Below are 10,738 nucleotides of genomic sequence, written 5' to 3' on the forward strand. Positions count from 1 at the left end.
ATTAGTTGACACCTTAAGCAAAGAAATGGGACTTGCTTTCCAGGAATTACAATCCCAGAAAAAACTGATTGCCCAAGTGATTCAGGAGGAAGAAAACTCCTTTTTGCGTACCCTCGATCAAGGATTGCAGTTGCTGGAAAATTTGATTGCTGAAGCGAAATCCAAAACAATATCAGGAGAAAAAGCCTTTGAACTCTATGACACCTTTGGCTTTCCCATAGACCTAACTGCATTAATTTTAAGTGAAAGAGGTTATACTTTGGACGAGAAAGGGTTCCATCAAGAACTTCAAAAACAAAAAGACCGCTCCAGAGCTGCCTCAGAAGTAGCAACTGATGACTGGACGATACTTTCAAAATCCGGTAAAGAACCCTTTGTGGGCTATGACCAAACTGAAAACGAAGTAAAAATCACCCGTTACCGAAAAGTAGTTTCCAAAAAAGATGGAAAACTATTTCAAATCGTTCTTGACAGCACACCCTTTTATCCGGAAGGAGGCGGACAAGTGGGAGATAAAGGAACTTTGAAAAATGGAAGTGAATCAATTGACGTCATTGACACCAAAAAAGAAAACAATCTCATTTTACATTTCACCAAAAAATTACCGGTAGATGTTCACGCTACTTTCAAAGCTGAGGTCAATACAGATTTGAGAACTAAAACTTCAAAAAACCACACGGCAACCCATTTGCTGCACCAAGCATTACGTGAAATTATAGGAACTCACGTTGAACAAAAAGGGTCTTTAGTGAGTCCTGACTATTTGCGGTTTGACTTTTCACATTATTCTAAACTCACTTCTGAAGAACTGAAGAAAGTAGAGCAATTTGTTAATAACCGCATTGAAGAGCAACTACCACTTGAATAGTATGGAATTGTGTGGTGGGATTCACGTACAAAACACAGCAAATATCTGGCATTTTAAAATTACCGCTGAAAGTGCCACTGCCTCTGGAATTCGGCGTATTGAAGCAATAACAGGAGATGCGGTAAAGCATTATTTTGAAAAGAGAGAATCACAATTGGAAATAATTAATGAAACACTTAAAAATCCGCAGGATCCGTTAAAAGCCCTGAAAAGCCTTCAAGAAGAAAATACTGAACTTAAAAAACAACTTGAACAATTACTTAAAGAAAAAGCAAAAGGGTTAAAAAGTGATTTAGAAAAAGAATTTCAAGAAATCAATGGAGTTCGGTTTTTGGCAAAACGGGTAGATTTAGATGTCAATGGTCTTAAAGATTTAGCTTACGATTTGGGTGCGAATTCCAAAAACCTTTTTCTCCTGCTGGCAACTGTTCAAAATGAAAAGCCCATGTTGACATGTTATATTTCCAAAGAACTCGTTGCTGAAAAGGGATTAAACGCCGGACAAATCGTTCGTGAACTCGGAAAATACATCCAGGGTGGTGGCGGTGGTCAACCGTTTTTTGCAACAGCCGGAGGGAAAAACCCTAAAGGAATTTCAGAGGCACTGGAAAAGGCGGTGGAATTTATTGTCTGATTTGTTTTTATTGTCCCTCATTACGTGAAACTTTTTTAGAAATGTTTTACTATGAAAAAAATTTTTAACTTTTTGGTTTTATTATTTGTTTTCGCTGCTTGTGAGTCAGATGGGTCATGGGATTGTATCAAAGCTTCGGGAACAATTATTCAGGAAGAAATTATGCTTGAGAGTTTTGAAAAGCTAGACGTACGCCATCGTGTGCAACTAATAGTTAATCAGGGAGATGAACAAAAAGTGGTTTTGGAAACCGGTGAACATCTGAAAGAAAAAATCAGTTTTCAGGTTGAAAATGGAACGCTGCAAATCAACAATGACAATACATGTAATTTGGTAAGAGATTATGGAATTACCAAGGTTTATGTGACCTCACCCAACATCAGTCAAATAAGAAACGGTTCAGGATTAGCGGTATTGAGTGAAGGTGTTCTGGCATTTCCAACTTTGGCATTGCTTTCTGAAGACACTTCAGTTGCAGGAACTATCCATACTGTGGGTGATTTTCACTTGCAATTGGATGTACAATCCTTGACCATAGTTGCCAACAACAAGTCTAATTTTTTCCTTTCAGGTGCGGCAGAAACTGCCACATTTGGTTTTTATAGCGGTGATGGGCGTTTAGAAGCGACAAATTTAACTATTCAGAATTTAAACATCTTTCAACGCAGCAGTAACAAAATGTTTGTACACCCACGGCAGTCTCTCCGCGGTGAAATACGTGGGGTGGGTGATGTGATTTCCGTGCACCAGCCACCGGTGGTCGAAGTGGAGGAGTTTTTTACGGGACGATTGATTTTTGAGTAAAGTAGTATTTTTTTAGAAAATCACACTTAAAAAGCGGTTTTTTTTAACTGCCAACAATCCCCGTCAACTCTCTAAACAATTCCTCAAGGTTTTTGTTTTTGGTGTTGAGTTGCAATATTTTAAGCCCGTTGTCATGTGCATAGTCAAACACGACAGGGCGCATGTCTTTATCTGTGTCAAATGTGAGTTCGTATATAAAATCGTGGGTGTTGTTGACTTGTTGTATTTTGGGCAATTGCTGCAGAGCGACTTCTTCAACACGGAAATCAAACTCTACCTCAATAATTTGCGCTTGATGGGCTTTTAGTTCTGTGATTGTTTTGTCTGCCACAATTTCCCCTTTGTTAATAATAATCACCCGGTCGCAAATCGCCTCGACTTCCTGCATGATGTGCGTGGAGAGAAACACGGTTTTATCATTTCCGGCGTTTTTGATGAGGTTTCTAATTTCAATGATTTGGTTAGGGTCAAGACCGGTTGTGGGTTCATCAAGAATAAGTACATCCGGATTGTGGAGCAGTGCATTGGCAAGACCCACACGCTGGCGATAGCCTTTGGAAAGTGAACTGATTTTTTTATGTGCCTCCGGGGCAAGTCCTGTTTGTTCAATCACATCTTCCAAACGGTTTTTTGAAATATTATATATAGAGGCATTAAAACTTAAATATTCACGCACATACATATCCAGATAAAGCGGGTTGTTTTCAGGCAAGTAGCCCACACTTTTTTGCACATTTATTTTGTTTTCGGTTACTGAAAAACCATTTACAGTTGCTGTGCCTTCTGTGGCAGGAATATAAGTGGTAAGGATTTTCATTAAAGTCGATTTTCCGGCACCGTTGGGTCCTAAAAAACCCACGATTTCCCCTTTTTTAACCTTAAAAGAAACATCTTTCAAAGCATTTTGATTTTTATAGGATTTTGTGATGTTTTTGACAACTATTGACATAAGTTTCCTTTTATTATATGTTTTTGTTGGATTGGGCAGGCTTTTAAACTGACAGAAAAGTTGTAATTTTGTGCTTTCTGTAAAAACAGCAAAAAGGCAATTTTATTTCGCTAAAGCGAAAATATTAAATTTAATTTGCTTGTACTTTTATTTCAGAAAAATTAAACAAGGAAATGTCAAAACCAATAATTCATCAAGACACCAAATTAGGTTGGTTGAAAGCAATGCAGCAACACCCTCTGATGATTGCCGGTCCTTGCAGTGCTGAAACCGAGGAGCAGGTGCTAACAATTGCCCATCAATTAAAAGACACGACAACTACTGTTTTCAGGGCTGGTATCTGGAAACCCCGAACACGACCCGGAAGTTTTGAGGGTGTTGGTGCGGTTGGTTTGAAATGGCTGCAACGTGCACGGGAGGAAACCGGATTAAAAATAGCTGTTGAAGTTGCCAATAAAGCACACGTAGAACAAGCGCTGCTGGCTGATATAGATGTATTGTGGATTGGTGCCCGAAGTACAGTAAGTCCATTTATAGTTCAGGAAATAGCTGATGCAATGAATGGTACTGATAAAATTGTATTGGTGAAAAACCCCGTAAACCCGGATGTGTCTTTATGGATGGGGGCCGTAGAACGACTGCAAAAGGCAAACATCAAGAACTTAGGTGTTATTCACCGCGGGTTTTCAACCTACCTGAAATCAAAATACCGTAACAATCCTGAATGGCAGCTGGCCATTGATTTTCAAAACCACTTTCCCCACTTACCTCTCATCCTTGACCCTTCACATATGGGTGGGCGACGGGATTTGATTTTTGATTTGAGTCAAACCGGGCTTGATCTGAATTATGACGGATTGATGATAGAAACGCACACTGACCCCGATAATGCATGGAGCGATGCTGCACAGCAAATCACCCCGGCAACATTAAAACAGCTGTTTAAGAAGTTGCAAGTTCGGTCAATTGATGCAGACGCTGCAGACTTTAAAATAAAAATAAAAAATCTGAGGAAACAAATAGATACGATTGATTCACAAATACTGTCTAATTTGGGAAGCAGGATGAAAATTGCAGACGAAATTGGACGGTTGAAAAACGAGAACAATGTAGCTATACTACAGATGGAACGCTGGAATGAGGTCTTAGAGCGCATGAAAACCGCCAGTAAGAATCAGAATTTAAGTGAAGAATTCATTACAGAATTATTTAAAGCAATACATCAGGAATCTATAGAACATCAGCATACCATAATTAAAAATAAACCCTGATTGCATGAAAGGAACCGTCTATAAATCTACCGGAAGCTGGTACACGGTCAAAGCCGAAAACGGTTTATTTTATGAATGTAGAATTAAAGGAAAATTCAGAATACAGGGAATTAAAAGCACCAACCCCATAGCTGTGGGTGACAAGGTGGAATTTAAGCTGCAAACCAAAAATGAAAAAACACAAGGTGTAATAAATGGTATTGAAGATCGCGATAATTATATAGTAAGAAAATCTGTAAATCTTTCAAAGAGAACCCACATTCTTGCAGCCAATATCGATCAACTTTTTTTAGTAATTACTTTAAACAACCCACCCACATCCACTTCATTTATCGACAGGTTTCTGGTTACTGCTGAAGCATATCATATCAAAACTGTTTTGTTGTTTAATAAAATTGACACCTATAATGAGGAAGAATTATTGGAAGTGAAATACCTGACGGCTTTATACCGTGACATTGGGTATGAGTGTATAGGTGTTTCTGCAAAAACTGGAAAAAACATCGATCAACTCAAAGCGTATATGGAAGGTAAAGTGAGTATTTTTGCAGGTCATAGCGGTGTGGGTAAGTCTACTTTAATAAATGTTATTGAACCGGGGTTGAACTTAAAAACCAAGGAAATATCTGAGCAACACAAGCAAGGTCAGCATACGACCACATTTGCCGAAATGTTTGATTTGAGTTTTGATGCTAAAATTATTGATACTCCGGGGGTGAAAGGGTTTGGTCTTGTAGATGTTGAAAAAGAAGAACTATCAAATTACTTTCCTGAATTCTTTCAGCGTAAAGAAAACTGCAAATTTAACAATTGCTTGCACCTAAAAGAACCCCAGTGTGCTATTAAAGAAGCTTTGGAATCAGGGTCAATAGCCTGGTCCCGTTACAGAAGTTATTTGCAAATTCTGGAAGGAGAAGATGAACATTACAGAACTGATTATTGGGAGGAATAAAGTTAAATTGATACCAGCAGATTTTGAAAATTTATGAGAGTAGTTATACAAAGAGTTAAAGAGGCTTCAGTAACTATTGAAGAAAAAATAGCTTCACAAATAGGAAGCGGTCTTTTGATTCTTCTAGGAATTGAAAATAACGATACCCACGAAGAAATAGATTGGTTAGTTTCAAAAATCAGTAAACTTCGTATATTTGGAGACGAGAACGGTGCGATGAACCGGTCTCTTATAGAAACAAAAGGTGACGTTCTGATTGTGAGTCAATTTACCCTGCATGCATCCACTAAAAAGGGCAACCGTCCTTCATTTATTAAAGCCGCTAAACCGGATGTTGCAATTCCCCTGTACGAACAATTTGTTGCCTGTTTTGAAAAACAACTTGGCCAAAGTGTGGCTACCGGAAGTTTTGGAGCTATGATGGAAGTAGCCCTCATCAATGACGGACCGGTGACCATTGTAATCGATACAAAAAACAAAGAATAAACATACGTTTTTATTTGTGTCATTTAGCAAAGTTTGTTTTATTTGAAAACTTAAAATTTTGTGAATGCGGCTATTGTTTTTATTACTCATTTCTCTTGCCTTTTCGGCAACTTCTCAAAAGGATCTTACTCAATCATTATTGCTTCCGGCGAAGCTTACCGAAAATGCCGATGCTATTGTACGCACTCATGACCTAGAAGTTAATTTACTTTCAAAAAGGGAAGTACAAGTATATAGAAAGGTGATGATTACAGTACTGAACAAAGCAGGAAATAAACATGTATGGGATTTTATATATTATGATAACAGTATCAAAGTAAAAAAAGCGGAAGCTTATATTTATGATGCCTTTGGAAAGGAAATCAAAAAATTCAAAAAAAAAGATTTTAAAGACAGAAGTGCTGTAGATGGTGGAACTCTGTACTCTGACTCCCGCTACCTTTATGCAGATTATACCCCGGTTTCTTACCCATATACCTTTGAAATTTCCTATGAAACGAGTTCTGAAAATACGCTTTCGCTTCCTTTCATGCTTTTTGTAAATAGTTACAACCTGAGCGTAGAGAAAAGTAGTTTAAAAGTGCATTACAACAGCACTGAATTGAAATTAAACCATAAAGGAAAAAACCTTGAAGGGTATCAGATTGAAAAAACAGAATTCCCCGGAACTTTAGCCTATACGGTCAAAGATATCAGTGCGCTGGTGAATGAAGATTTTAGCCCTACATTTATGGAAATGGCCCCTCAAGTACATCTGGCACCAACGGCATTTTACTATGAAGGAGTTTCCGGAGAGGCAGCAAACTGGAATGAACTTGGGAAATGGTTTTATGACAACCTAATTTCAGGCAGAGATAAAGTAAGCAACCAAACCCTTGCAGAAGTTCAGGCGCTGGTTGCTCAGGTTGATGATAAACTTGAACGCGCTAAACTAATCTATGAATATGTACAACAAAACACCCGGTATATAAGTGTACAGGTTGGAATTGGCGGTGTACAACCCATAGAAGCGTATGAAGTAGATAAAGTAAAATATGGAGATTGTAAAGGCTTGACCAATTATACAAAATCCTTGCTCGATGCCGTAGGGGTTCCTTCCTATTATGCACATGTTGAAGCAGGAAATGTTCAAGTGGATTTTGAAGAAGACTTTGCATCTATAGCACAAGGAAACCACGTGATTTTAGCCATTCCCAATGAGACCGGCTATACTTGGATTGACTGTACAAGCCAAGTGCATCCTTTTGGTTTTATTGGTGATTTTACAGATAACAGAAATGTCTTAATTATGAAGCCTGAAGGCGGTGAAATTGTTAAAACCACCGCATATACCAATCACGATAATTTCAGAAAAACCAATGCGGACTATTCAATAGATGAATCAGGTACCCTAAAGGCAAAAGTAGAAATAACTAATCAGGGAATTCCTTATGATCAAAGATTTGTACTTGAAAAATTAACAAAAGAAGAGCTTCATCAGTTTTATGTTAAAATCTGGCCAAACATCAATAATTTGTCTTTGCTGAACACTTCCTTTGAAAATAATAAAGAGCAAATAAGGTTTGAAGAAATGGTAGAACTTGAAGCACGGAATTATGCAGCTGTAAATGGCAACAGGTTGTTTCTTTCTGTCAATGCATTTAACAATAGCAACTTTGTGCCCTCCAGATACAGAAATCGAAAAAGTTCTGTTAAACTACTCAGAGGATTTTTGTTTGAAGATGAGTACACTGTTTCTCTTCCTCAAAATTATCAAATTGAAGCTTTTCCGGACAATGTTTCAATAGACACTAAATTTGGAACATACACTATGGAGCTTTTAGCCAATGACGACCACACAATAACCTATTCAAGAAAACTACTTATAAAAGAAGGTGAATATCCTAAAGAAGACTACGAAGCTTTCAGAGACTTTTTCAGAGACATTTCAAATTCTGACAACGCTAAAATTGTACTCAATAAAAAAGAATCCTAATGAAAAACATTTTATTATTGACAGTCCTGTTTGCTACTGTCTTAAACTACACACAAGCTCAACGCTATGACTTTGGAAAAATTTCTGATGAAGAAATTAAACAAGTATCACACCCCACCGATCCCGAAGCAAAGGCAGCAGTGTTGTATAAAAAGGGCACCGTTCAGATGCAATACAACAATGGCTGGGAGTATGTATATGAAATGGAAGCACGTGTTAAAATATATAAACAGGAAGGGTATGATTATGCAACGGTAGAGGTGCCAATATATAGAGCCGGTGCAGGTAAAAATGAGATTTTTTCAAACTTTAAAGCCTTTACTCACAATATAGAAAATGGAAAAACTACCAAAGACAGACTTCGCAATAGCGAAATTTTTGATGAGGATTATAACGAGTTTTGGGACGTAAAAAAGTTTACTTTTCCAAATGTGAAAGAAGGATCTGTATTAGAATATACCTATAAAATTATTTCACCATACATATCTTCGCTTCCAGAGTTTGAATTTCAAGATCAAATTCCGGTAGATTATGCTGAGTACACTTTAAAAATACCCGAGTATATGAACTATGAAACTCATAGTAAAGGATTTTACCCTTTAAGTAGAACAGTTAATACTGAAAACAGCAATTTAACCTATTCATACACGCCAGGACAAACCGATGGAACTTCTGTTCATGGAGCTCACAGAACTCACTATTCTACAGTTTCATTCACACTTTATACCACGACTTTTACAGCTGAAAATGTACCTAAACTTGTGGAAGAAGAATATGTAAACAACATTGGAAATTACCTGTCATCCATCAGACCCGAACTCAAGTCAATTCAAATGCCCAGATCTGAAATGGTAGTTTTCTCTCAAACATGGAATGATGTAGGCAGAGAAGTTTATGAAAATAAAAGCTTTGGGAAAGAACTTGAATCAAAAAACTATTTTGAAAAGGATTTAGATCCCTTGATTGCACAAGCTACCAATAATGTAGAAAAAGCAGCATTGATATTTGAATATGTAAAACAACATATGACCTGGAATGGTAATTATAATTTTTATTCCCATAATGGTTTAAAAACTGCTTATAAAAACCGCACAGGAAACGTGGGCGATATCAACCTGATGTTAACAGCAATGTTGCGTTACGGAGGTCTTGAAGCACACCCGGTCTTGGTAAGCACAAAATCTAACGGAATACCACTGTTTCCCACCAGAAGTGGCTTCAACTATGTGATTAGTGGAGTAGAGTTGGGTGACAAGATTCTATTATTTGACGCTACCAGTAGTTACAGTACACCAAACATTTTACCCGAAAGAGTGATGAACTGGTTTGGAAGAATGATAAAGCCAGATTTAACAACACAGCAAATCAATTTGATGTCTGGTATTAAATCAAGAAGAATAGTCAATTTAGAAGTGTCGATGTTTGAAAATGGAGCCATTGAAGGCAAAATGAGAAACTCATTGACAGATCAACTTGCACTCGATCACAGAAGCAATTATGCCGGTGAAGCTGAATCGGCTTATTTGGAGAAACTTGAAAAAAAGCATGGTGGAATTCTAGTCTCAAATTATGAAATCCAAAATAAAAAAGATCCTTACAAGCCTGTTGTAGAGAGTTTTGATTTTGAAAAAGTCAATGCTTTTGATAAAATTGGAGATAAAATTTATGTAAATCCTTTGTTTTTTCTTGCTTCCACTAAAAACCCGTTTACTACCGAAACACGTGAATATCCTATTGATTTTAGATATCCCAGCTCTACGACGATTATGATTAATTTAGCGCTCCCAGAGGGCTATACTATTGAATCAATACCTGAGTCTGAAGTCTTTCAATTGCCCGATCAGGTTGGGCAATTCCAATTTATGATTTCGGAAAATGAATCTAAAATTCAATTGCGAATTTCGTCTGATATCAACACTTCTATAATGCCAGCAACTTATTATGGTGCACTTCAGGAATATTTCGGAGCTTTGATTAATAAACAAGCTGAACAAATTGTTCTTTCAAAAACTTAAAAAACCATGGATATACAAAACGCTCAACGGCAAGTTGACAAGTGGATCAAAGAGCACGGGGTACGCTATTTTAATGAACTGACCAATATGGCACAACTCACTGAAGAAGTTGGTGAAGTAGCGCGCATTATTGCTCGTCGCTATGGAGAACAAAGTGAAAAAGAGAGTGACAAGAATAAAGACCTTGGTCAAGAACTCGCAGATGTGGTTTTTGTAGTTTTATGTCTTGCTAATCAAACAGGTATTGACCTGCAAAAAGCCTTTGATGAAAAATTAAAACTCAAAACAAACCGCGATCACGACAGGCATCATCAGAATGAAAAATTAAAGTAACACCCTCACAGTCTTTTTGTACTTTTACATTCCTCTTTGAGTATTTTGCCTATGAATTTATTTCTTCAACAGTCAAGCCTGAAGTCTGATACAATTTTTCAAATTGCAGGCTCTAAGAGTATTTCCAACCGGTTGTTAATTTTACAACAACTGTATCCCGGACTTAAAATTCAAAATATTTCGGATGCTGAAGACACGTTTATGCTGAAGAAAGCCCTTTCTTCATCTTTAAACACTATTGACATACACCATGCAGGTACAGCAATGAGGTTTCTCACCGCTTATTTTGCGACCCGGGATGGCAGGGAAGTGGTTTTAACCGGTTCTTCCAGAATGAAACAACGCCCTATAGGGGAGCTGGTAAAAGCTTTGCAGCAACTCGGTTCATCTATTGAATATCTTGAAAAAGAAGGCTATCCGCCCTTGAAAATTACCGGAAAAAAAATAGTCT

General features: G+C 37.4%; 8 protein-coding genes and 2 pseudogenes. 9 read left to right on the forward strand and 1 reads right to left on the reverse strand.

Going from position 1 to position 10,738, the window contains the following annotated elements; genetic code table 11:
* Both AACY61_RS02830 and AACY61_RS02835 read left to right on the forward strand, forming a co-directional pair.
* Positions 1–1,502 (forward strand): annotated as a pseudogene (locus AACY61_RS02830) (alanine--tRNA ligase-related protein); the annotation flags it as partial.
* Between the two features lie 51 nt (positions 1,503–1,553).
* Positions 1,554–2,306, forward strand: coding sequence for a head GIN domain-containing protein (locus tag AACY61_RS02835; protein ID WP_339609981.1), 753 nt, complete (start codon positions 1,554–1,556; stop codon positions 2,304–2,306).
* A 43-nt stretch (positions 2,307–2,349) separates the two neighbouring features.
* Here the strand turns inward: AACY61_RS02835 and gldA are convergent, their stop codons facing one another.
* Complete coding sequence (gene gldA / locus AACY61_RS02840) at positions 2,350–3,255, reverse strand: gliding motility-associated ABC transporter ATP-binding subunit GldA (protein WP_339609983.1); 906 nt, start codon at positions 3,253–3,255, stop codon at positions 2,350–2,352.
* Positions 3,256–3,428: 173 nt separating this feature from the next.
* Between gldA and AACY61_RS02845 the strand changes: the two genes are divergently transcribed.
* From AACY61_RS02845 to AACY61_RS02875, 7 genes and pseudogenes are all read left to right on the forward strand, one after another.
* Positions 3,429–4,526 (forward strand): bifunctional 3-deoxy-7-phosphoheptulonate synthase/chorismate mutase type II, encoded by a 1,098-nt coding sequence (locus AACY61_RS02845; RefSeq protein ID WP_339609985.1) that lies wholly within the window; start codon positions 3,429–3,431, stop codon positions 4,524–4,526.
* Positions 4,527–4,530: 4 nt separating this feature from the next.
* Positions 4,531–5,478: a ribosome small subunit-dependent GTPase A gene (rsgA, locus tag AACY61_RS02850; protein WP_339609987.1), complete on the forward strand. Its 948-nt coding sequence runs from the start codon at positions 4,531–4,533 to the stop codon at positions 5,476–5,478.
* Between the two features lie 33 nt (positions 5,479–5,511).
* Entirely contained in the window at positions 5,512–5,964 is a 453-nt protein-coding gene (dtd, locus tag AACY61_RS02855; RefSeq protein ID WP_339609989.1) for a D-aminoacyl-tRNA deacylase, read from the forward strand.
* Positions 5,965–6,028: 64 nt separating this feature from the next.
* On the forward strand, positions 6,029–7,939 hold the full coding sequence (locus AACY61_RS02860) for a DUF3857 domain-containing protein (RefSeq protein WP_339609991.1): 1,911 nt from the start codon (positions 6,029–6,031) through the stop codon (positions 7,937–7,939).
* On the forward strand, positions 7,939–9,954 hold the full coding sequence (locus AACY61_RS02865; protein WP_339609992.1) for a DUF3857 domain-containing protein: 2,016 nt from the start codon (positions 7,939–7,941) through the stop codon (positions 9,952–9,954). Before AACY61_RS02860 ends, AACY61_RS02865 begins: the two co-directional genes overlap by 1 nt.
* Positions 9,955–9,960: 6 nt before the next feature.
* Positions 9,961–10,287 (forward strand): nucleotide pyrophosphohydrolase, encoded by a 327-nt coding sequence (locus AACY61_RS02870; RefSeq protein WP_339609993.1) that lies wholly within the window; start codon positions 9,961–9,963, stop codon positions 10,285–10,287.
* A gap of 51 nt (positions 10,288–10,338) precedes the next feature.
* Positions 10,339–10,738: pseudogene (locus AACY61_RS02875) on the forward strand (3-phosphoshikimate 1-carboxyvinyltransferase); the annotation flags it as partial.

Source organism: uncultured Planktosalinus sp. (assembly GCF_963973675.1).
Taxonomy (GTDB): Bacteria; Bacteroidota; Bacteroidia; order Flavobacteriales; family Flavobacteriaceae; genus Planktosalinus.